The organism is Mucilaginibacter sp. P5_A4 (genome assembly GCF_056400605.1).
Genome location: NZ_JBFUKX010000023.1, coordinates 29708 through 54128 on the forward strand (window position 1 = coordinate 29708; position 24421 = coordinate 54128).

19 protein-coding genes are annotated in these 24421 nt (G+C 42.3%); 7 read left to right on the forward strand and 12 right to left on the reverse strand.

What is annotated here, in order from left to right:
• The first annotated feature begins 69 nt into the window (after window positions 1–69).
• The 7 genes from AC1DQW_RS15125 to AC1DQW_RS15155 all read left to right on the forward strand — a co-directional run bounded on the left by AC1DQW_RS15125 (window position 70) and on the right by AC1DQW_RS15155 (window position 4241).
• Window positions 70–453: a response regulator gene (locus AC1DQW_RS15125; RefSeq protein WP_477454846.1), complete on the forward strand. Its 384-nt coding sequence runs from the start codon at window positions 70–72 to the stop codon at window positions 451–453.
• Between the two features lie 433 nt (window positions 454–886).
• Window positions 887–1546, forward strand: a complete 660-nt coding sequence (locus tag AC1DQW_RS15130) for a hypothetical protein (protein WP_477454847.1) — start codon at window positions 887–889, stop codon at window positions 1544–1546.
• Window positions 1543–1878 (forward strand): hypothetical protein, encoded by a 336-nt coding sequence (locus AC1DQW_RS15135; RefSeq protein ID WP_477454848.1) that lies wholly within the window; start codon window positions 1543–1545, stop codon window positions 1876–1878. Before AC1DQW_RS15130 ends, AC1DQW_RS15135 begins: the two co-directional genes overlap by 4 nt.
• A gap of 8 nt (window positions 1879–1886) precedes the next feature.
• Window positions 1887–2243, forward strand: coding sequence for a DUF1801 domain-containing protein (locus AC1DQW_RS15140; protein WP_477454849.1), 357 nt, complete (start codon window positions 1887–1889; stop codon window positions 2241–2243).
• A 3-nt stretch (window positions 2244–2246) separates the two neighbouring features.
• A complete protein-coding gene (locus AC1DQW_RS15145; protein ID WP_477454850.1) occupies window positions 2247–2615 on the forward strand; it encodes a DUF1801 domain-containing protein in 369 nt (122 codons plus the stop codon).
• 237 nt (window positions 2616–2852) lie between these two features.
• On the forward strand, window positions 2853–3443 hold the full coding sequence (locus AC1DQW_RS15150; RefSeq protein WP_477407779.1) for an SGNH/GDSL hydrolase family protein: 591 nt from the start codon (window positions 2853–2855) through the stop codon (window positions 3441–3443).
• A gap of 69 nt (window positions 3444–3512) precedes the next feature.
• Complete coding sequence (locus AC1DQW_RS15155) at window positions 3513–4241, forward strand: esterase family protein (protein WP_477454851.1); 729 nt, start codon at window positions 3513–3515, stop codon at window positions 4239–4241.
• Between the two features lie 64 nt (window positions 4242–4305).
• On the opposite strand, the gene AC1DQW_RS15160 is transcribed toward AC1DQW_RS15155, so the two are convergent.
• The 12 genes from AC1DQW_RS15160 to AC1DQW_RS15215 form a co-directional block, all read right to left on the reverse strand.
• A complete protein-coding gene (locus AC1DQW_RS15160; RefSeq protein WP_477454852.1) occupies window positions 4306–6459 on the reverse strand; it encodes a glycoside hydrolase family 31 protein in 2154 nt (717 codons plus the stop codon).
• 1 nt (window position 6460) lies between these two features.
• Window positions 6461–9040, reverse strand: coding sequence for a glycoside hydrolase family 95 protein (locus AC1DQW_RS15165; protein WP_477454853.1), 2580 nt, complete (start codon window positions 9038–9040; stop codon window positions 6461–6463).
• 1 nt (window position 9041) lies between these two features.
• A complete protein-coding gene (locus tag AC1DQW_RS15170; RefSeq protein ID WP_477454854.1) occupies window positions 9042–9887 on the reverse strand; it encodes an SMP-30/gluconolactonase/LRE family protein in 846 nt (281 codons plus the stop codon).
• Between the two features lie 28 nt (window positions 9888–9915).
• Entirely contained in the window at window positions 9916–11970 is a 2055-nt protein-coding gene (locus AC1DQW_RS15175; protein WP_477454855.1) for a hypothetical protein, read from the reverse strand.
• Between the two features lie 26 nt (window positions 11971–11996).
• Window positions 11997–13598, reverse strand: coding sequence for a glycoside hydrolase family 28 protein (locus AC1DQW_RS15180; protein WP_477454856.1), 1602 nt, complete (start codon window positions 13596–13598; stop codon window positions 11997–11999).
• A gap of 2 nt (window positions 13599–13600) precedes the next feature.
• Complete coding sequence (locus tag AC1DQW_RS15185) at window positions 13601–14818, reverse strand: glycoside hydrolase family 88/105 protein (RefSeq protein ID WP_477454857.1); 1218 nt, start codon at window positions 14816–14818, stop codon at window positions 13601–13603.
• A 29-nt stretch (window positions 14819–14847) separates the two neighbouring features.
• Window positions 14848–15291: a c-type cytochrome gene (locus AC1DQW_RS15190; RefSeq protein ID WP_477454858.1), complete on the reverse strand. Its 444-nt coding sequence runs from the start codon at window positions 15289–15291 to the stop codon at window positions 14848–14850.
• Window positions 15292–15299: 8 nt separating this feature from the next.
• A complete protein-coding gene (locus AC1DQW_RS15195; RefSeq protein ID WP_477454859.1) occupies window positions 15300–16583 on the reverse strand; it encodes a PQQ-dependent sugar dehydrogenase in 1284 nt (427 codons plus the stop codon).
• 16 nt (window positions 16584–16599) lie between these two features.
• On the reverse strand, window positions 16600–18156 hold the full coding sequence (locus AC1DQW_RS15200) for a rhamnogalacturonidase (RefSeq protein ID WP_477454860.1): 1557 nt from the start codon (window positions 18154–18156) through the stop codon (window positions 16600–16602).
• A 63-nt stretch (window positions 18157–18219) separates the two neighbouring features.
• The gene (locus AC1DQW_RS15205; protein ID WP_477454861.1) at window positions 18220–19929 is read right to left on the reverse strand and encodes a RagB/SusD family nutrient uptake outer membrane protein; all 1710 of its coding nucleotides are present in this window, start codon (window positions 19927–19929) and stop codon (window positions 18220–18222) included.
• 11 nt (window positions 19930–19940) lie between these two features.
• Window positions 19941–23306 (reverse strand): SusC/RagA family TonB-linked outer membrane protein, encoded by a 3366-nt coding sequence (locus AC1DQW_RS15210; RefSeq protein ID WP_477454862.1) that lies wholly within the window; start codon window positions 23304–23306, stop codon window positions 19941–19943.
• A gap of 164 nt (window positions 23307–23470) precedes the next feature.
• Window positions 23471–24358, reverse strand: a complete 888-nt coding sequence (locus AC1DQW_RS15215) for a FecR family protein (protein WP_477454863.1) — start codon at window positions 24356–24358, stop codon at window positions 23471–23473.
• Window positions 24359–24421: the final 63 nt, after the last annotated feature.

Genomic DNA, 24421 nt, shown 5'->3' on the forward strand with positions numbered 1-24421 from the left:
AAAAATTAAAGGAAAAGAAACAAATGGCACAGGCAAAACGTTATAATGTGTACCAATTATATAAATGTTATGTCTAAAAAGATCTTGATACTTGATGATAGCGAAGATATCCTTGAGCTGATGAGAGACGTGCTGGAAATGGAAGGCTACGAAATTGAAACGCTTAACTACACCAACGATATCTGTAAAGCTGCCATGGAGTTTAATGCCGACCTGGTGATACTTGATTATATCCTTTTCGGTATAAACGGAGGCGAACTTTGCCACATGCTTAAAACCAACCCGGTAACAGCCCATATTCCCGTGGTGATGGTTTCGGCTTATCCACGTGTATTGGAGTCATTGGGAAGCTACGGCTCCGATGCATTTGTTGCCAAACCATTTAATCTTATTGATATTGTAGGTACGGTGCAGGGATGTTTGTTAAAAGCTGGTGATATTGAGCATGTGTAGTTTGTAAATTTCTTTTTTACTTTACCCTCCCGGGTAAACTGTATCTGCCTGTAAATAACCGTATTGAAAATTACACTTTTTAAGTATTGACAATCAAAAAGTTACATACTTGTCAATGACAGCGCAGCGAAGGATCTATGCTTGAACTATACATATTGGATATGCATGCCGGGTAATAGATGCTTCACTATGCCCGGCATGAGAATTTTATTTAATTCTTAAGCTCAGCCCAAAGCAAATCTGAGCTTCTTATCAAACCTCCCTCTGGTACTATGCCTGGTTGAATCAGTTCGGGATCGGAATCTCCGATTGGGAGTTACTTTAAATTAGCATTTCGTTTCGGTTATAAAAACTAAAAAAATCTGAAATCTCAAATCCGAATTTCGAAATAAAAAATTAGCTTTATGCTATACGCTTATCATAGAGTTAACAGATGAACCTAAACGAATTTAAACTAACCGGTGGAGCAAGGTATGGTATAATGAATGCATCATGGCCTTTTGCTACCTTAAAAGTTACTAAAGATAAACTTGACCTTAATATTTCTTTATTTGGCAATTTACACTTCCGACCGGCAGATGTTATATCAATAGTACCTTATAGTTACGGCCCCTTTTCTAATGGCATTCGTATCAATCATACGGTCGATGCCTATAAAACAACGGTTGTTTTCAAATCCTTTACAGATACAAACGAGGTGCTAAGGATGATAGCTCAAACCGGTTTTTTGAATAATAAGACCCCTTTAGCACAATATGAGGATATGGAGATTATAGCTTCGCAATCAAAAGGGGGATTCGCCATAAAAACTTCCGCAGCTATTATCATCGTTGCTATCTGGAACGTGTTGCTGTTGCCCGGCTTTTTCGCCATCCTCAAGAATGGAGAACATGGATTTGGCATTGGCCCGCAATTGGCCTCCGGATTTATGTTATTACTGTGTGTTACCCTTATAGTGTCAGATCCTTTTAGAAACCTGGTATTGAAAGAAGGGCGTACATTTGATGATATAAAATCATTTGCATACTTTATGATATTTATTTCGGGGTTAATGTTGATTTTTTCATCAATAGTTTCAAGAGCCATTTTATGACCGAAGCAGAAAAATACTTTCATGAACTTACCGGGCAAATACCCGATGTGGAACCTGGCAAGATGTTTGGCGCCTTATGTTTTAAAACGCCCAATGGAAAAGCGACGGCCATGTTTTGGCATGATTTCCTGGTTGTAAAACTTAGTGGCGAAGTACGCGATGAAGCCTTAAGTTTGGACGGATCCCAATTTTTCGACCCGATGGACGGCAGGCCAATGAAAGAGTGGATCCAGATCCCTTTTGCCTACCAGGATCGATGGAAGGAATTTGCCCTCAGTGCTGCGGCATATGTGCGCGAGATTCCCGTAAAAGCAGCATCAAAAAAGAAATAAGTATTTTTATGCCAACAGGGCTTGATAATTTTTACCTGCAACAGGATGAACCACTGAAAAGTTGTTTCCTGGCGTTACGTGACCTTATATTAAAGCACAATAAAAACGTCACCCATGCCTGGAAATACAACATGCCATTCTTTTTATATAAAGGCAAAATGTTTTGTTATATCTGGACACATGAAAAACTGCAGCAACCATTTATAGGTTTTAATGAAGGTAAAAGATTAAATCCCCCCGCTCTTACTTTCGAAAACCGTTCGCGGATAAAGATCATGATATTGGATGCAGGAAAAGAGCTGCCGGCTGACGCTATTGAAGAAGTTTTGGACATGGCTATTGAGTTGGTAAAACGGGATCTGTAAAACATGACAACACCAATTGATAACTTTTACCTGCAAAAACATGAACCTGTAAAGGGCTGCCTGCTGGCTCTACGCGAAATCATCCTTAAACAGGACGCAGATATTACTGCTGCCTGGAAATATGGGATGCCATTTTTTTGTTATAAGGGTAAAATATTTTGCTACCTGTGGGTGCATAAAAAGCTTTTACAGCCTTATATTGGTATTGTTGAAGGCCGGCGTTTTGATCATCCCGGCCTCATCGTCGAAAAACGCTCGCGCATGAAAATCATGCTTTTTGACGCAGATCATGATCTGCCGGTTGAAACCATAGAGGCTATTTTGAAGCAGGCAATTGACTTGTATAAAACGGGGGTGATAAAAATAAGCTGATTTAATACGATAGATAAATGATTGTATTATATTGGCGGCGAATAAAATTACTGTCATTGTTACGTGTTTAGTGATTGAATAAAAAGTTAAAAATCATGTCGGCGAGCAAGCGACAAATGCCAACGCAGGAACTCATAAAAATGAGATGGTTTTACTAAAACAGGAGTGATAATTTTTCAATCGCTGACACGTTCATTCATTTACTTTAATTTAATCAATAACCCCTATAATAGTTTCATGTACTGGTACGAGGATGACATCAAACACCTTGAAAAGGATAGTTTGAATTTTATATATGAAGCCGAAACGATTTTTTATGGAAGCTCGTCTGTAAGGTTATGGACAAGCCTTTATGATGATTTTAAGTACCTGAAACCCGTTAATCTTGGTTTTGGCGGATCCACATTAGCCGCCTGCGTTTGGTTCTTTGAAAGGGTAATGACAGGTTATAAACCAAAAAGATTGGTAATCTATGCCGGCGACAATGACCTGGGCGATGGGCGCCACCCCGAAGAAGTATTTATATTTTTTCAGCAACTGGTTACCAAAACGCAGCAGCGCTTTGGTGATTTGCCTTGCTATTTTGTTTCTTTAAAACCAAGCATCAGCCGTTGGCACATGATTGATAAGTTTAAATACACTAACAACTTAATAGAAACAGAAATTGTTAAAAAAACTAACAATTGGCAATTTATAAATGTTTATAAAGAAATGATTGATGCCAAAGGTTATCCTAAAAAAGAGTATTTTGTAGGTGATGGTCTGCATTTGAGCCCTGCCGGTTACCAGTTATGGAAACATGTGATTAATGATCATATTAACCGCTAAGCATTACTATTTATTTAATTTGAAGTAATATTTGTTTTGGAAATTTCGCACCAAAAGACCGAACCTAAAATGAAAAGAGCTTACCATAATTGGTTTAGTGCCAGCCTGCATCGTAATATGGAGCTTTTAGTATTTGGACATAGCGGCAAAGCAGTATTATTTTTTCCAACCCGGATGGCCCGGTTTTATGATTACGAAAACTGGGGAATAGTAGAAGCGCTCCAGACCCATTTAGAAAATGGCGAACTTCAGCTTTTTTGCGTTGATAGTATCGATTCCGAAAGTTTTTATAACCACTGGATACACCCTATTGATCGTATAAACCGCCATTTACAATACGAACAATACATATTGAACGAGGTAATTCCCTTTATGCAAATTGAAAATGGCGAAAACTTTTTTGAAGTAGCCGGTTGCAGCATGGGGGCCTATCATGCAATAAACCTGGCCTTAAAACATCCGACCATATTTAAAAAAGTAATATGCATGAGCGGCCGGCATGATCTTACACGCCAGATAGATGACTTTAGAGACCTGTTTGATGGCTTCAGAAATGAAGATATATACTTCAACATGCCGCTGCAGTATATGGCCAACCTTGGAGAAGGATATGATTTAGACGCTATACGTAAAATTGAAATTATAATGGCCGTTGGCGAAACCGACCCCTTTGTATTCAGTAACCAGGAATTTAGCGATATACTTTCGTCAAAGGGGATTGATCACCGGTTATACATATGGAGTAACTACGCCCATCGGCCACGATACTGGAAACAAATGGTACAACTATATTTATAGGGGATATATACCTTCCTATAAACGGTTGTGGCACACGCAAAAATGTTCCGTTTTTACACTAAAATTAAAAGTCGGTCATTGTTTTGAAACTCACCCTCCCTACATTATCTGGTTTCCCCTTTAATGCAGGGGTAATCGTACCTTTTAATTTCCCGTTTGCTTTACTCACCATGATCTTGCGGAAGGTATAATTACCTTTTTCATAATCAAACGTCTCTCCATCATCATCATATAAAGAATAAGTACCCGGTTTGCTGCCATAATACCTCACCTCCAGGTCAACCTTCTGCCCTGCTTTAGGCGCGTGCAGCATTACCGGCATCATGGGTATAATGCCACCGTCCTTTACATAAACCGGTATTTTATCAAGGCCCGGTGTAACGTTGATGACTTCTCCATCACCCGCATACTTCCCGGTATAAAAATCATACCATTTACCTTTAGGCAAGATTACCTTTCTGCTGGTTTGCCCGGCAAATATTGGTGCTACCAGTAAATATTCGCCGGCCATATACTGGTCTTTAACCTCTTTGGTGATGGCCTCTTCATACGGGTTTTCCTCTAGATTTACTTTTTTGTTCTCATTTTTGACTTCCCCTCCAACAAAGCCATCTTCCAGGTACATAGCCCTGAAAGGTGGGATACCTTCAAAATGATATTTGGCAAATTCGCTGTACCAGTAAGGCATCATCTGCATGCGAAGGTTGGCCATTGTTTTTACCTGTTCGGCAACTTCCGGGAATGACCACGGTTTGGTACCGCTGGCCCAGGCATTGATCATAGCCATAGGCGAAAAAACATTCGACTGAAACCGGCGTAACCATTCCTCGCCGGTTTTGGATGAACGCACCTCTGGCGTCCATAACACACCGGCAAAACCACTGTTTACCAATGCGGTTATAAAATCCCGGTGATCGTAATAGTCGTTATAGATCACATAAGGGAAAGAAGCACCACCACCATTTGAAGCACGAACCAGGCCAAATGTACGTTGATTACGTTCATGGTAAATTTGGCCGGTGTAACGCTGCATCATTAGGCCATAGGTCTGGCGCATTTGTTCGGCATCGTGGCCCGAGGGGAAAGTTGCAACATCGGGCCATAAATAATTATCCCCGCCATCAACCTCATCCATTTTATAGCCGCTGATGCCGACATCTATTTTGCCTTTTTCCAGTTCGCCAAAAAATATCTTACGTGCTTCGGACATACTGATATCGGGTACTATACCGTTCCAAACCGTATGTGAGCCACTATAAGGTAAAATACTTTTATAAACCGGCGCCTCGGGAGATACATAAGGATTAGTCCATAAATTGAGCCTGATATTCTTTTTCAGCATGTCCTGCACAAAACCTTTAGGATCAGGAAACCGGCTTGCGTCCCACTCAAAAGTACAGGGGTATGATTTACTTTGCCAGCCTGGTTCAAGCCCGATAAAATCAAGCGGATAACCTTTGTCCTCAAATGCCTTTGCTTCGGCCGCAACACCCTGCGCATCGGTTAAACGCAGCATACGCTGTGTAAAGCCCAGGCCCCAGCGTGGTGGTAAACAACCGCCGCCGTTTAGCAAATTGTAGCGCCGTACGGCATCTAAAGTAGTTGGACCAGCAAATACATAGATCTCTACCCCGGAAGCGGGTACCAGCATTTCCACACCATCTGAATATGGGTGCGAGCTCCATGTTTTATCAAGATTCCTGTCTTTTATTTCGGGCGGTACCTTACTGTCGCGCCTTACTGCTGTGCCGGCATATACATCAATATACCTGGCCGAGTTGATAAACACACCATAACCATTTGATGATACATAAAAAGGTGTTGGTGCATGGGTGCGCCCATTATCCTTACCTGCATAATTGTCAACATGCAGCGTAAGCACTTTGCCGCGCTGAAATACAGTTTGGAAATTTAAACCGAAACCAAACAACTGCTCTTTTTTTTCTAACGGAAAGCGCAGGTAAGTTTTACCGCCCTGCACACTACCTGTGATTTCCTGCTGTGGCAAGGGGAAGGCAGCCTTTGGCATTTGCGCTAAACCAGCATGATAGGGTTGTACTCCCACCACTTTCAGTAAGTCATATTCTTCGGGCTTACCTATAACGCCTTTCCATATTCCGGGTTCTACTTCCGTCCAGGTGATAGATTGCGCGTGAAGCCCTGCTGTGAAACTCCCAAACAAACAAACCAGCAAAAAGCCTTTTATATTTTTTATCATGTTAGTTAGGTATAATGGTGTAGGTTTTACCTTTTTCTGTAGCAAAGTCAATTACATAACCTTTATTAAAAGATAGATCCGGTAGTTTGGCATCATCTGCCTTCTGGTAAACCGGTGTTACCGGTGGTGTATCTAAAATATTTTTGTTGATACCGGTAGCCGCTTTACTGCTTATCTCAACCACTTTTACAGGTATCGGGGTTCGTAAGCGACAATTGCCGCCCATGTTTGATTTGATCAGCGCTTTACTCAATTTTCCTTTTTTCCAGTCGATGGCTACTTCAAAGTTTCCGCGGGCTTTGATACCTTTAATGCTGCCATCGGCCCAGGCATCTGGCAGGGCGGGTAACAATTCTATTTCACCATCCTGACTTTGCAACAGCATCTCGGTCATACCAGCCGTTCCTCCAAAATTTCCGTCGATCTGGAAGGGCGGGTGGGCATCAAACAAGTTTGGGTAGGTACCGCCGCCGCTCATTTGTCCTTTTTTTTGTAAAGGGTCCATATAGTTAAATGCTGCACCTAATATTTTATAGGCATGGTTACCATCGTGCATCCGCGACCACCAGTTCACTTTCCAGGCCATTGACCAGCCTGTGCTTACATCCCCCCGATAGATCATTGATTGTTTTGCTGCTGCAGCCAACTGGGGCGTATTAAACACAGAGATCTGCCTGCCCGGAAACAAACTAAATAAATGCGATATATGCCGGTGGGTATCTGCGGTATCATCCCAATCCTGGAACCACTCCTGTACCTGGCCATGTTTACCTATATGAAATGGATAAAGTTTATCATAAGCAGCTTTTACCCGGGCTGCAAACACTTTATCGGTACCCAATATCTCCGCGCTGCTTATACAATCCTGGAATAACTCACGGATGATAGACATATCCATAGTAGAAGCCATACTTACCTGGTATTCCTTCCCACTGATCTTAATAGTATTTTCGGGCGAGGTTGAAGGATTTGTTACAAGGTAACCTGTTTTAGGATCGGTTACCAGCCAGTGCAACATAAACTGTGCAGCGCCTTTAATAATAGGGTACGCGGTTTTGCTCAAAAAAAGCTTATTACCTGTAAAAAGGTAATGATCATATAAATGAAGACTCATCCAGGCTCCGCCCATTGGCCAGGCTGTCCATCGTACCGCGCTTCTGGGGTCATGGTCAAAATTACCAACGGTTGATGTTTTAGCCCAGATATCGCTGTTATGATGCTGTACCCAGCCTTCATTAATGTTATAATTTACTTTGGCTGTAATTGCTCCGTTCACGGCAAGCTCTTTCAGAAAATCAAATAAGGGTTGGTGGCACTCCGAAAGGTTGGTGTTTTCGGCCAGCCAGTAATTCATTTCGGTATTAATGTTGGTGGTATAATTACTGCCCCAGGGCGGTATCACCTGGTCGTTCCAGATGCCTTGCAGGTTGGCAGGCGCACTGCCCGGTCTTGAGCTTGCAATCAGCAAATACCGGCCAAACTGGTAATACAGGGTTTGTAATTGCTTATCGGGATTGGCTACACTAAAACTCCGGAGCCGTTCATCCGTAGGTTGTTTTACCATACCGGCATCTGTACCCAAATTAAAATCGACCCGTTTAAACAGGCGCTGATAGTCGGCGATGTGCCTTTGCTTGAGTTGTTCGTATGTTTTTTGCAATGCGGCAAGCAGGCTGGCATTGGCCTCAATGGCCGGATCTTTACCCTGCAGCCCCGGCGATTTATTAAAACCGTTAAAGCTGGTTGCCTCGGTTAAATAAAGTATAACCTGGTTGGCGCCCGTAACCTGTAATGCTTTGTTATCGGCTATCACCCGCCCGCCATCATTTTTTACTTTGAGGTTAATCTGAAAACTCATGCCCTCGCCTTTAGGCTCATCGTAAATTACTTGCCGTGGTTCGGATTCCCGGTTGGCCACGTAACTTGGGGCTTTACCCTTTAAGATCAGCTTATTGTTGCCATCCTTTTCGATGCTAAAACGAAGCTTGCTTTGCAAATTAGCGGTGAAACTAATGGCGCCTTTTTTATCCGCGGTAATACGTACCATCATTACTTTATCCAGGTAGCTTATAAAGGTTTCCCGTTGATAATGCACGCCATCAGCCTCAAATCTCACCGTCGAAACCGCGTTGTTTAAGTTCAGGTCGCGATAGTAATGTGTACTGTCTTTCAGGTTAAAGTTAAGCAGCAAATCGCCTAAGGGCAGATACCTGGCCGTGTATGGCCCTTGCAAATACTTTTTCCATATCTCTGCTGCTTTTTCAAAATCGTTATCAAACACGGCCTTTCGTACTTCGGGCAAATGCGCCGATGCCTGTGGATTATTCCCGGCTTCGGGATAGCCCGACCATAGGTTATGGTCATTAAGCTGGTAATGCTCGTGGTTAATACCGCCAAACACCATAGCGCCGATGGTAGCATTACCAAGTGGTAACGCCTCTTCCCAGGCAACAGCCGGTTTGGTATACCATAGTTTTAAATATGCATCGGTGTTGTGTGTTTGCGCGCTTGCAAATTCAGTACCTGCCAAACCCGCGACAACCAAATATTTTTTCAGAAAACGTATTTTACAAACCCTCATATTATTTAACTGTTGTTAACTTAAAGGCCATTACCTTTTTAGCCCAAAAGGTAGGCACATACAAAATGTGTTTCACGGTATCATAAGCCAGGTCGGCAGTATTTATCTTTTGCTCCTGTGTATCAAGCAGGGTTTCTATTTTACCATCGGCAGTTACATAAAATATATGTCCCGCCCAACAGGTAATCAGGAAATCGCCGTTACCAACAGGTTCAAGGCCATCGCCTCCACAGCTTAGCATGGTTATTTGTGTTAAATTACCCTGACTATCTGCTTTCATGAATTTTTGGCCACCCAGTATGTAAAGATCGGTACCGATAGCTTTGAGCCCGTTTACGCCGCTTACGTTTGTTAAAAACGTGGTTGCACGACCATTTTCAATACGGTGTATTTTTTTTGTTTTACTATCTGATACATAAACAACACCTTTATCATTAACAGTAATGTCATTTAACGCTTTGGCACTATCAATTGCAATCTTGTTTTTAACCTTACCCGTATTGATATCAATAACCACCACCTCGGACAGATCTGCGGCGTATAGCTCATTACCAAACCGCCCCAACCCTTTAGGTGAATTTAAACCGGTTGTAAAATCAAGGTTAATAATTTTTCCATCAACAGTAAGTTTGGCTACACCGCCTTTACCATCAACGGCATTGGGGTTTCCATCAATCTCTGATACATATAATATACCTTTTTTAAAATCCGGAAAAACTGATTCCGGAACCCTTATAACCGTATCCGTTTCCCAAAGCTTTTCCAGTTGATGTGTTTGGGCATTACTGTCATAAACAGCAATTATCATTAAAACAGACAGGATGTATTTAAAAAGTTTGCTCATCATAGTTATATTATTTATTGGTTATTGCTACTTATAAAGTGACCGCTTGTGTACCTCCATCATTTATTTTGTATTTGATGGTTTTGCTACCCTCGGTTACGGTAATATTTAATTTCCCCTTATTCAGCCTCGATATTATAAGGTTGAACACGTGCCCGAATGAATGGATATTATCAAGTGCCATTTCATTCCAGCCATTTGGCAACCGTGGCGTGCAATTAAAGCTGTTAAAGCCTGTTGGCCGCATACCAAATAAGCCTTCTGTGAATATTCTGCAGTAAAGTCCGCTCTCGGCAGATAGATGCCTTTGGTTACCCTCGGGATAGGCTTCTACGGGGTAAGGTACATGCTCTCCTAACAACCTCCTGCGTGAATAATAACGCAGGTAGTCCATTGCTTTTTCTGTTTTGCCGGCCTGCAGTACCCCACGAAGCGCATATAGGGTTGAGCGGTCCCAAAAGGTTTCTTTGCCTGCCTCGGTAGCTAATCCATCGGCCGTCCATAAGCGGGGCGAAAACAGGGCATTGATGGTTCCTTCGCTCCTGTCTAAAATATCCATGGTAAGGGGCAGGCAGATCCACGCACGCAGTACATCATTGGTTTCGTAGTATTTATAGGTTTTAAAGCCTTCTATGGTTGTCCCGAAGTATTTTTCGATATTACTTTTAAGCGTTGCGGCTTGTTTTAAATACTCCTCTGTTTGTGCTTTTGGCTGATGCAGTTGTTTGCCAAGGTAAGCCGCCGATATCAACGCGTCATAATAAAGGCTATTGGTTGACAGGTTGGCTTTACCCGATGGAAAGCGACCTTCCAGCTCATCATGATCTGAAGTAACTACGCCCTGGTCGTTTAGCTTCCGGTGACTATATTCCAGGCACCAGGTGATAAGCGGCCACAATACTTTAGCAGAATCGGGGTGACCATAAGTTAAAGCATACCGCGATGCGCCGTAGGCAATCATGGCCTGGTCGCCACGGTCACCCGCGCCTTTCCATACGGCGTCACCTTCGGCAACGATGGAACTGGGTATGGGTTTGTACTCCGGATTCATATACCTGGCAAACAAGCGGTAACAGGTCATGGCCGACAGGTTACCGATACTATCTCCCGAAAACGCAAAGAAGGGACTAATATATTCGGCCTGATCATTTGCCCAGATGGCGGCATAATAAGCCAGCCCTCCCGGCCCATGCAGGTAGCCTGCTTTGGTTTTGTAAATACTTTCTGTTCCCCTGATCTTGGCAAAGGAGAACGCGGTATTCAATAACGTATCGGGTGTTTTTAATTGTAACGGCGATAAAATTGTATTTACACGTTTTTCACGGGCTTTTTCTTCCGCATCTGCATTAACCGTAATGGGCTGACCGGGAAAATCTGTTGCCAGATAATAAACCGCGAAAGATGTATGCTCCCCGGGTTGCACTACACGGCTGCCGCTATTTGCAGATCCCATGATGATAGAATGGGGCCTTACTTTACTTTTAAGGCTATCCGTCCTGACTTCATGCCGCAGGTATTCCATGAAAATGGTGACCGGTTTATCGGTAATATTAGTAAACACAAACTTTTCAATAACCATAGGTTTATCCACCGAAGGGAAAATACTCCGTTCAATTTTTACCAACGCCGGGTTGCTTGTTGTCGCCTCAATCCGCATAATGCCTTTGTGGCTAATGCTTTTGATGTTGTACGACAGATCGCCCGACTTTTTCCCGCTGGCCAGGTCAGTTTTTAACTGCCGGTTATTAATGTAAAACCGAGGCAACCCGCTATCCTGAAAAGTATAATCAATATGGGTACGGGTACCATCGGGCAGCATCCTGAATGTGGGGAATACCACTGTTCGCAAAATAGATGATCTGCCAGCGCTATCTAAGCCATACTGAACCCAAACCGATACTTTTTCGCCCGACATTTCTATATGATCCGTATGTGGTAACCTGCCATTAATAGTCCATTTGATACTTCCATCGGGTTGGATGGCCCAGCGATCCATTTGTTTTGGTAAAGCACTTTGCTGGGCATAAAGCCTGCAGGGCAGTAGAAAAACCAAGCCTAAAAATATTTTGCAAATATTTGCCTTCATTTTATATTGATCATCAATGTGTTATTCTAATCCAAAACAGCTGTTCCCGCTTTCAAATCAGCAGATAGCTCAACCTTTTTTTGTATGCCTGGGATTTTATTTTCCAGGATACGTACATCACGGCTTGCATTGCCTTCAACTCGCACAAATGCATCAGCAGATCCCGCTACCGTGGTATTATTTATGCGGGCCCCGGCGACATTCTCTAACCTTATTACGGCCTGGGCTCCGGTAGTTTCGGGAATGATGCAGGAATTAAGTTCTATGTTTTCCCCATCTTCACAGATAATGGCTGGCCGAAGATCATTATGGCTTAAGGTAAATTTTACATTGCTGACCTTTAGTCCATCCACGTGCCTTGCCCAAACACCATACGCCGGTACCAGCGGACCAAATGTTTTTACTTCCGGATATTTATCAATGGCCTCAGGCACAACCTGCCTGGCATTTTCATTGCTTCCGCCCCCTGCAAGGTTTATCTCTATGTTTTCTAATGCCAGGTTTTTAATGTAATGCCCGGGGATACCCGTTATCAGGATACCCGATGGCGGCATCAGTTGCGCGTTATCTGCCGCTTTTGCCTTAACATTCTTGATGGTTACGTTTTCAAGCGTTCCTATAGATTGCTGGCTATCCTGGTCTTTGCGGAATACACTTAACCTGGCGCCTAAACGAATGAGTATAGGCGTTTTTACCTCAACCATGGTAATATCGCTGATTAGGACATTCCTGATATTTGCACCATCAACCGAAAGTAGCTTGATACCGCCATTGGCAGTATCGTAAATATAACATTGCGATATGTTGATGTTCTCAAATGCCGCCATGGATTCAGTTCCTATCTTGATAGCTCCCTGACCGCTTTTTAACCGCAACCCCGAAACAACGATGTTTTTACAGGCCATTTTACTTGATGTTGTTTTAAAACACAAAGCATCATCGCCGCTTTCCACATCACAATCCTTAATAGTAACATCCTGGCAGCCATCTATATCCATGCCATCATTGTGTGCTACGCCCCTGCTTACAATTTTCACATTTTTAATGCTCACTTGTTTGCATTGAAAGTAATGCGATGTCCAGGCTGCGGCATAATTTAAGGTAATACCATTTAAAGCAACATTTTGGCAGCGTACAATACGCAATAAAAACGGACGCCTGCCCCAGCGCTGCGACTCGACACGTGTATCGGTTAGTATTTGCTGCGCTTTGAGTTTTGATCCCTGGCCATCAATGGTACCCTCGCCCGCTATGCCTATATTTTTTTTATCAACGGCTACAACCAGCGCCCAGCCAACACTTATGCCAAGCCCATCCACAAACGGATCAAGATTTTTATAATCGTTAACATCGGTACTGCCTAATAAAACAGCGCCTTTGTTTAGCTGCAGTGTAATATTATCATTCAGTGCAATTGTCCCTGTTAAAAACACTCCCGAAGGAACAACAACTTTACCACCACCGCTTTTATAACAAGCGTCAATTGCTTTTTGAATAGCCGCGGTATTTAATGTTGTACCATTACCTGAGGCCCCGTAATCGGTGATATTTACATTGGCAGCAAACAAACTTAAATTACATGCTGCTGTAAGGATAATACCCAACAATAGCCTGGTTAGCTTGTACATGGTTATTTTTTTCTTTCTGCTTTAAGCATTTCGGTTCCGGCCAATAATAAGGCTCCTAAACCATGTGTATCGTTCAGCTCGGTTGGCCTGGTGTAATAAAACTTAATATCGGTATCCATGTTTGTACCAATGCAAACATCCTGCAATTCTCCGCCGGCTGTAATTTTGGTTTTTAAACCATCCCATCCTTCGCGGGCTATAGCTAAATATTTTTCATTGATCCAGCCCTGGTTTACTGCACGGGCTACAGCATAGGTGTACATTGCAGTAACTGATGTTTCCAGGTATGAATCGGGTTTATCCAATAACTGGTGCCATAAACCGGTTTGGTCCTGGTAGCGGGAGTAACCCACAATTTGCCTCAACAGCAATTTTATCAGTTCGGGACGTTTGGGATGGTTTGCCGGCAAATTATTTAACAGCTCAACCTGTGCCATGGCTATCCAGCCATTGCTGCGACCCCAATGACCTACACCATTGGTTTGATCGTCAGAATAATAATTATGAAAGAAAAGGCCTGTAGCAGGATCGTAAAGATATTTGTTAAAATTCTCTACCTGCTTTATCGCATCATCAAAGTATTTGGTGTTGCCCGTAAGCTTGCCCATACGCGCTAAAAACGGGATGCTCATAAACATATCGTCGGCCCAAAGGGTACCAAAACGTGGTTGCGGGCGTGCAAATGTACCATCAGACAAACGCATCTGTTTAGTTGAAATATAAGCTGCTGATCTTTCTAAATAGGCCTGGTAATCTTTTCTTTGTGCCAGGGTGTTTACATCAAACAACCCGGCAGACATTGCCCCGCAAGCATCAAGGTTGGTGATGTTGAATACAGATCCATACTCTACCCTGGGTGCTTTAGTCTTATGAAGCGTTTCAAAATAATTAAGGTTATCAAAAATGAATGCAAAATTGCGCTGGGAATACTCCGAGTACTTTTTATCATTAAGCACATCAGCGGTTTGCACCATGCCAATGGCTAAAACACCGTTTACATAGGCCCACTTATTGTATTTGCTATCCGCTTTAATATCAGCTGAGGATGCCAATCCTTTGGTGGAGTCGTATTTTTCTTTGGTACTGGAATTGATAAATTTAAATGAGGTGTTTTGAACAATATTGTCGGCAACTTTGCGAACAACTGCTTCAGTGTTGGTATCCTGCCCAAATGCTATCGCCGGGCAAACCATTAATAATAAGTATAAAAATGATTTCATAATATTTAAGGTATCTGTTTTAAAAGGATTTATTTTTTATTTGCGGCTCTTACAGCCTTTACCTGTACTGTACTTATTGCCCCCGCTTTATTGGTAAAGTTTTTCCTGACATAGGTTAACACAGCTGCAATTTCCTGGTCTTTCAAAAAATCATGTGCCGGCATCACATTGGAGTATGATTCACCATCAATATCAACGTTTTCTGAAAACCCGTTAAGCACAACCTTAATCAGGCGGGTTTTATCGCCCAGCACATAAGATGTTTTAGTTAATGGCGGATTCATATTGGGCACCCCGCCCCCATCAGCCTGGTGGCAGGTTAAACAATATTTTACATATACACTTTTGCCATCAACCGCTGAGGCAGCTAAACTTTGCCGGGATTTAGTCCTGCTTTTTGTTGGAGCTTTAACCTGGGCCATTAACTGAGAACAACTAAAAGTGAAGATGATAATCATTAAATATTTTCTCATTGTGGCAATTATTTTTTTGTGTAGATAATGCGGTATATGGTACCTTTTGAATCATCTGTAACATACAAGGAACCATCGGTGCCCTGGGCAAGCCCGCAGGGACGATGATCTGCGCGACCAGCCGCGGTTTTTTCTGGTGAGCCTGAAAAACCATCTGCAAACACCTCCCAATCACCGTCGGGCTTTCCATTTTTAAATGGCTGAAAAACTACGAAGTATCCGGCCTGTGGTTCGGGAGCCCTGTTCCATGAACCATGAAATGCTATAAAAGCCCCGTTTTTATACTTCGCCGGAAATTGATTGCCGGTATAAAACAGCAAACCATTGGGCGCCATATGGCCAGGATAGGCGGCAGCCGGATCGAGAAATTTAGCATCTGATTCTTTTTTTCCATCGCCGCCATACTCAGGGGCTTGTATCTTCTTATGCTGAATCTGGTCATAGTACATATACGGCCAGCCTGCATTGTCTCCCTTTTTAAGGGCATATAAGCATTCGGCTGGTAACTCGGCAGATTGTTTGGTAGTATATAGTTCGGGCCATGAGCTGTTGAGGTTATCCCTGCCATGCTGCATTACAAAAAGCTGGTTATCCTGCTGGTTCCAGTCCATACCTACCATATTCCTTAACCCAGTTGCATACCGCACACCATCGCCATAGGTTTGGTTTAATTTGTCGGCTTTAAACTGCCACACTCCACCCATCGAATCCAATATCGGGCAGCCCGGTATACCTGGTGAATGCAGCCCGCGGTCTTTTTCCTGGCACGAATTAAACCAGGCACCTATGTTTACATAAATATTGCCATCGTTATCCAATACAAACGATTTGGTTTCATGCTGGCGGCCCGCCTTTAAACCGGTAACTATTTTTTCGGGCTGATCCGGGTTAATAACTTCATTTTTATCATTCACCTTATACCTGAATACCTCGGTATTGGATGAAGCATACAGGTACCCGTTTTTTAAATAAACCTCGGTACCACCGTAAGTGCCAAAGCCAGATTTGAGTTCGGCTTTGCCATTTTCAGCTTCATGAAACACTAAAATGCCTTTACCTTCTTTATTAACCTTTGCAAGCTTTACATAAATATCGCCTTGTGGCGTAACCACCAAATGTCTTGCCTTGGCGCCGGTTTCGGCAACTTTTAAGGCGCCAAAGCCGGCGGGCAATTTTAAACCGGCATTATCGGCGTCGGGCACTACATCGGCTGCCGGTGTTAGGGCATAAAGTGTTACGCTTACGGCAAGCGCTGTAAGAATTATTATTGACCTGGATAGTTTACTTTTCATGCAATTATTTATTTTATTAAAGTTCCTTCTTATTCACATCCGCCATCCTGGTGTTTGCAACCGGCAAGCTGTTATATATGTTAAAATCTTTTACTTCATTTAAAACAAATGCCGGTGCATTGGCCGCTTTCTGCACTTTAATATGCTGAAAATCGGCACCGGTTACATGGTCAAGTATAAATGCCGGGCGAAGATCTTCATCAATATAACTTACCTCCACATCGTTCATTTTAAGATCTTTAACATTGCGAATAAAGAAACCATAGGACGGCATTGTACCAAAACGGTATGGTTCGGGATATTCTTTTTCTAAACCAGGCACCTCACGTGTTGATTGCTCTTTAGTACCGCCACCTTTGTAATAGATCCTGATGTTGCTTAATCGCAGGTCTTCAATATCATGGCCCGGTATGCCACTTATGATTGCGCCATGCTTATTATCGGCATTATAACATACCACATTGCTGATGATAACTCTTCTGAGCACACCTACCGGTGTACCTTCGGGCCCACGCATGCGTGCCCCAAGGCGAACAAAAATGGGTGCATTTACAATATCGCGCATGGTAATATTGGTAATGGTAACATCTTCTAAAAGCGCGCCATCAACAGTTTCAAGAGCCAAACCACGGCAATAATCAAATACACAATTTGAAATGGTGACATTCTTAAATCCACCATTTGATTCGGTGCCCATTTTTATACGGCCTGTAGGATTGCCATCGGAGTATTTTTTTTCGTTCCGTTTAAAAGTGCCGTCTAAAAACGAACCTTCATCATAACCGCTTACCTGGCAGTTGGTGATAGTAACATTTTCTGTAGCGCGGGCGAATCCAAGCCCAAAGGTGCTTTTCAAACATATACCATCATCATAGGGCGAATTAACACTGCAATTGGAAATACGCACATTACGGCAGCAGTCAATATCCATCCCGTCGCGGTTGGTATCCATCTTCACATTATCAATAGTAAAGTTATCTATCCCGGTAGCCAGGATGCCAAACCAGCCGCCGTGCAATATAGATATGTCTTTAATGATCACATTTCGGCATAAATAAAGGCTGATGGTTTTGTTCGGGCGTTTGTCATCTTCTCCTTTATTACTCCGTACCAGGTCTTTTCCCCAAAGGGTACCCGGACCTAATATGGAAATATCGTGCAGGTTTTCGCCCCATATCAAACTGTTATGCCAATGCCTGTGGCCAAAATCCTGGTATTTGTTGTCGATCTTGTCTTCGGGTAAATCATAACCCGAATCATCAGCAATTGGAGCTGCAATTATTGTAGCTCCCTGGTCTATATACAAAGAGATATTACTTTTGAGATGAATGGAACCACACAAATAATTGCCGGCGGGAAAATAAACAGTGCCCCCGCCAGCTGTTGCCGCCGCATCTATTGCTTTATTAATCCCTTTGGTATCAATGGTTTTGCCATCTCCTTTTACACCATAAAGTTTTACGTTATAAGGTGATGTTTCCGGAGATGACTTAACATCAGCCTGGGCCTCAAGGCAATAAAAAAACAAAAGAAAAATAATAAGGATACCCGGTATTGGGTTGTATTTTTTCATAGGGTTTTATTGTTACTTAATGTTTTTATAGGTTGACACTTAAATTATTCTCAAAACCCTGGTTTACCAGCCAGGGTTTTGAGGGTACGGAGTACCGGTAATTGTAGCATCAATCTGTGTTTGCGGAATTGGCCGCAGTACATGAAATGGTTGAATATTATTCTTACCATCTGTATTATGCAGCTTTACGCGTTCCAATAATTTACCTGTCCTGGCCAGGTCCATCCAGCGTACAAGTTCGCCGCATAGTTCTCTTGAACGCTCATCCAAAATAAAATCCAACGTAACTTTATCAGCAGCGATATCCATTGCAGCTGCGTTGCCCGATGGATAAGCAGCCCTTTCGCGCACCGCGTTTATATACGGCACGGCATCGGCTGCACGGCCATCCATCAATAATGCTTCGGCAGCAATTAAATAGGTTTCGGCTAATCTGTATATTATGATTGGCCTGCTGGATGGCGAATTTTGATCTGGCCGTTTGGTATCAAAATACTTGATCATGGCAGGTGACAAAGCAATGCTATATTTATTTGGCGGGATAACCTGGTAACGGTATCCGGCAATTTGGCTTGAAGTCATCGCATAACCCGGCATCCATATAGCTGTATCCCCAACAGTAAATTTAGGGGCGCCCGGCTGTGCACTTGCCGGGGCGCCTGCCGGCAAAGGATTAGGCCAGGTGGGTATAGAAGCCGCATTGTTACATAACCACATGGTTTGAAATGTTTTTTTATAACGCTGGTCATTCACCCTTTCTTTAAATACGGTATCTGTAAGCCAATGGGTAGGCACTGCACGAATATAAGGGCGCCCGTAAAGCGTACTGCGCTGCATACCTGGCTGCACCTCATATTTCGGCGCAAATAAATGGCACAAGAGATTATCGGGGCCGCTATTATTTTGAGTAGGCGAACCATTGTAGGCCAGCGTTGTCGTGTGTTGCACTGTCCATAATATTTCGCTGTTACTTTCATTGCCTTCGGCAAATACACTTCCAAAATCCTGCTGTAACCTTAGGCCTGCTGCGGGGGCAACATTAGTGATCAAATTAATTGCATTTGTATACGCATTTTTATAATCATCTGCTTGTTTGGCTGATGAACCGGCTCTTGTTAAATAAACTTTTGCCAGCATGTGTATGGCAGCAGCTTTTGTAGCCTTACCCGGCAGAACACCGCTGGATAGCGGGCCCGCAGGAAGAACGGCGATAGCGTCTTTCAGGTCCTGAATTATAAAATCATAAGCATCGGCCATTTTGCTGCGCGCTGCAGAGGTTGTAGGGGTAGCCTGAAATGTTTTATTAAGCGTTACATCTCCCCAAAACTGTACTAAGATAAAATAGTAGTTTGCACGCAAAAATTTCGCCTCGGCAATACCTCTTGATTTTGTAGCTGTATCAAGCCCTGCGGGGGCATTATTGATTAACCCGTTACAGGTATTGATGTAGGTGTAGCAATTTTTCCAGACCCCTGCAACTATACCATCGGCGGTGTTAAAGTTACTGTTATATTTTACCAGTCCATTATTACCATCATTACCAGCAATAAACTCATCGGTACCGGGTACCGTCATTTCAAAATAGGTGTCCGGTCCCCATATGGTACGGAACCCGGCATAAGCCGCAGTGAGGCCGGCCTGGAAGCCCTGGTTTGTTGCAAAAAAAGCGGGTGTAAGGGTTGATTTTGGGCCTTCTACCAATGTTTTTTTACATGCTGTAGTTATAAGACCTAAAAATAAACAGGTGTATAAATATATATATATCCTTTTCATCGTATTTTAATTTAAAGTGTCATGTTAATACCGAATGTAAACGACTTGGTAGGAGGAGTATCAATGGCCAAACTTCCTGCTGTTTCGGGGTCAAGACCATGATACGTATTGCGGTATGGAGAAAAAAGTATAAATGGATTTTGCGCCGTAGCGTATATCCTTAATGACTTTGCTTTAATACGTTTCGTTATTGATTCGGGCATATAATAACCCAGGGTAGCGCTCCTTATTTTGAGAAAAGTACCATCAAAATAGCTTAGCAATGATGAGTAAGGCGTATTGGTTGCTGCAGAATTTGGCTTAGGGTAATAATTTTGATGATTGGTTGGTGTCCAGTAATCCTCATTTATATTATTATAATTACCCTGGAAGGTGTTGACAAAACCACCGCTCTGAAATAACCTTGACGTTATTGTGCCGCCAACCCGATAAACTCCTACTACGGTAAAATCAAATCCTTTAAAACCAATCCTGTTGGTAAATCCACCTGTATATTTGGGCTGATCGGATCCGAGTATTATCCTGTCGCTGGCATTAATCTTTCCATCTTTATTTACATCTTCTACTTTTATGGTACCTATAACAGAACCGGTTCCGGTAGTGGTAAGTCCCAGGCTTTTAGCCTGAGCAGTATCGGCAGCCGTATTTTGCCAGATGCCGGTTTTTTTATAATCAAATATAGCGCCGAGGGGCTGGCCAACGAACAGGTTGTTGGTGATATCCTGGGTAACACCATTTGATAATTTGGTTACCTTACCCCTGTTAAAGGTGATATTAAAACCGGTAGACCAGCTAAAGCTATTTCTTCCATTACCAGGTATATTAATAGTATTTAAGCTTATTTCGATACCTTTATTTTGTGTTTGGCCCACATTGGTTAAAATACTGTTGGGGATACCCGATGTTGGCGGTAAGGACAACGGTAACAACAATGACCGTGTACGCTGCTGATAGGCATCAACCGCACCGGTGATGCGCCCCTGGAAAAAGCCAAAATCAACCCCTGCATTTAATGTAGATGTATATTCCCATGTAAGGTTAGGATTAGGGACGCTTGTTGGATAAGCGCCGGTTAGGTTTGTAGAGCCAAAATTGTAAGTAACTGATGATAAAGCACCCAGCGTTTGGTAAGGATCAATTGCTGTATTACCAACCGTACCGTAGCTTACACGTAATTTAAGGTTTGATAATACGCGCGAATCACTTAAAAAACGTTCCTGGGTAACATTCCAGGCAGCGGCGGCTGAAGGGAACACATGATATTTGTTGCCCGGAGCCAAACGGGATGACCCATCTGAACGCATGGTTAATGTAAGCAGGTATTTATTGGCATAACCATAGTTTACCCTTGCCATATAGGAGATTATATCCCATTTGGAATATGTACCTGTGCCGCTTAAATTGGATCCGTATTGCGGATTAAAATACTGAATACCATCTGATAAAATATTATTGTAACTAAACGAGTTATATTGCGACTGGCTTTCCTGCAAACTGTATAAACCCGTAAAGTTTATATGGTGCTTTTGTGCAATTACTTTATCGTAAGTTAATATATTTTCAAGCGTGTAATTATAGCTGTAAGTACTTTGGTTAGTTGCTGTTGATGCTCCGCCAAGGTTGTTGGTTGTGGCGCCGGCATAAAAGTTTCCGTATACATCTGGCCGTATTTCGGCACCGCCATTAAACCTGTATTTTAAGCCCGGTGCAAGATTGGCTTCTGCATATAGTGTAGTAAAAGTTCCAAATCTTTTCCGGGTTTCAACAACAGCATTCGGAACAAAATTAGCAAGCGGATTCCACACCTGGTTAGCGCTTCCGGCTGTAAAACCTACCAGTTTGCCGGTAGCATCATCATATGGAGTTGAAAGCGGGCTTGCCCTTAAGGCCTGGCCAAGCGGGTTGGCATTTTCGCCGTTCGTATAACTCAATGTGTTCAGGCTGCTTAAACCAACTTTAACATATTTACCCAATTGCTGATCGATACTAAGCTTAATGGAGTAACGTGCAAAAGACTGGCCGAAATAAATGCCTGTTTCATTATAATACCCTCCCGATATGGCATACTGGGTTAGTTCGCTCCCACCTGTAACACCTAATTGATGATCTGTTACAAAACCGTTTCTATAGATAAGATTCTGCCAGTCGGTACTGCGCCCTGTATTTATTGAGGTTACCTCCTGGGGGGCAAAAGAGCCATCTGTTAAAAATTTCGGATCATCGAGCCCTGTATATTTACCGGGGTTTCCATTAATAAGACCCCATTTTTTCAGATCTGTAAATTGCGGGCCATTCATAATATTATAATGCCCCAATGGTTGGTTATAACCGGCATAACCACTGTAGGATATAACCGGGCCGCCTTTTTTCCCCCGGCGGGTAGAAACCAACAAAACACCGTTAGCACCCCTCGAACCATAAATAGCAGTTGAAGAAGCATCCTTTAACACTTCTAAAGAAGTGATATCATCCGGGTTTATATCATTAAGGCTCCCATTAAAAGGAAGACCATCAACTACAATCAAAGGAGCATTTGAAGCATTTTTTGACCGGGTTCCTCTGATTAAAATAGAGGGTGATGCACCGGGATGATTATTACCTCCACTTTTTTGAATATCAACACCGGCAGCCTGCCCCTGTAACGCCTGGCCTATATTTGCGGCCGGAATGTCGCGAAGTGCCTGTTCATTAACAGAAACTATTGAACCTGTTATATCTGATTTTTTCTGAACACCATAACCAACTACTATTACATCACTTAGTGATTTCAGGTCGCTTGTCATGGTTACATTAATAACCGTTTGATTGTTTACGGCTACCTTTTGTGTTTTATACCCGATAGAAGAAAATACAAGTGTGGCATCCGGGGCCGCTTTAAGCGCATAATCGCCATTTGTATTAGTAATAACGCCCTTAGTGCTACCTTCAATCACTACAGAAACACCAGGTAACGAGCCATTTGCATCCGACACCTTACCCGTAATGGTAATATCGGCAGATACATTATTTATATTCGGCCCATTGGTTTCATTGGTTGTTAAACTTGTTTTTAATGATGCTGTTTTCTCATAAATTACAATACCATCGTTAATTTCTTTAAAAGTAAGTTGGGTTTTAGAAAATAAATAATTAAGCACACTGCTCAATCTTTCTTCTTTAAATTTATTGGGTTTAACGGAATACCCCTTTAAATCTTCGGGGTTATAGGAAAATTTAATGCCCGTTTGCTTCTCGAGCTTACTGATAGAGCTTTGCAGGCTTTCTTTGCCAAATGAAATTTTGACAAGGGTGGCTGAAATTTGGCTCTCTGCTGTTTTAGCCAGCAATAACTGGCAAAACACCAGCGAACAAACTATTACAGTTATTGATACTTTCATGAAAAAAGTAAAAGATTTAGTCAATTTTTTTATCATCTTTACAGAGTTTTTGTTTAAAAACTGTGTAAATCATTGGTTTAGCTTCGAACCTGCCAATAACTTACATTAACTACAGTGTCAGTGTCCGTTAAGCTTTGCTCATGGACATTGACATTTTTTGTTTATTATCTGTTAACTTTTTTCTCCAATAAAACCTCCTTCCCGCTTATTGTATAGTTAACATGGTGTATCGTTTTAATAATTTCAAGCACCTGCTGTAAATTATCCTTATCTGAAAAATGAATAGTTGTTGGTAATGCATTCATTTTATTATGATCATAGCTAACATGAATGTTATAGATGTTTTCCAGCCTGAGCGTTAATTCGGCAAAAGAAACATTGTATAAATTAACCTCATTTGTTCGCCAGGCAGCTATCTTTCGCGAATCTACTTTGCGGATAGTATGCTGATTATTTAGCTGATCGTAAGAAACTTCATTATCACGTGCAAGTACACCAAAGCTGTTAATACCTTTTCCAACCTCAACACGCCCCCTTGTTACAGTTACTCTTACATCGCTTACATTTTTAAAGTACTTTATATTGAAGGCCGTTCCTAAAACCCGCGCATGTAAACCGCCATAGTGAACTATAAAAGGAGAATGTTCATTATGCTTTATATCAAAATAAGCTTCGCCGTTAATCAGCTGTATCTCCCGCGTTTCGCCAAACCTATCCGGATATCTTATAGATGATCCTGAATTTAACCATACCGTTGATCCATCGGGCAGAGAAATAATATTTATATGCCCCTTTGCGGCGGCTACCGTAACAAAATTGATTTTATTTTTAAAAGAAAGTTTAAGACCCAATGCTATAGAGCAACACAGCAGCACAAATGAAGCTGCGACAGCATATTTGCCAGGTGTTGTTTTTATAAAATACCATTTGCCATAAATCTCTTTATGGATGTTGGTTAACATCTGCTTCTCTACCGCCTTCATTGCCTCCTCATCTTGCAGATGTGCTTCACCAGCTACAGGCTTATGACCAGGCTTCAGCCATTTTATCATTATTATAAAAGTGTATTTGGTTTTAAAATATCCTGCTTACAAGGCAGTTCATGCATTGGTACG